1 tRNA gene is annotated in these 254 nt (G+C 42.9%); it reads right to left on the bottom strand.

What is annotated here, in order from left to right:
• Positions 1–177 precede the first annotated feature (177 nt).
• Positions 178–253: transfer RNA gene (locus MN202_RS20575), tRNA-Ala, on the bottom strand.
• Position 254 lies beyond the last annotated feature (1 nt).

A 254-nucleotide genomic window follows, 5' to 3' on the forward strand; every position in this document is an offset into this window, starting at 1 on the left:
TACAGTGTGCTTTGCTATACACTCTCTCGCTTGAGTTCGAGAGGTTGCTTAGCTTGTTTTTTACTACTATCAGCTTGCCAAATTGTTAAAGAGCGTTGAGCATAAAGCTCAAAGAGAAATACTTCTTTACGAAGAACTTGTCTTTGAGTTTTCAAACAGTATTTACTTAAAAAGTAATGGTGGAGTTAAGCGGGATCGAACCGCTGACCTCCTGCGTGCAAGGCAGGCGCTCTCCCAGCTGAGCTATAACCCCA

It is taken from the genome of Rheinheimera muenzenbergensis (assembly GCF_036984005.1).
Taxonomy (GTDB): Bacteria; Pseudomonadota; Gammaproteobacteria; order Enterobacterales; family Alteromonadaceae; genus Alishewanella; species Alishewanella muenzenbergensis.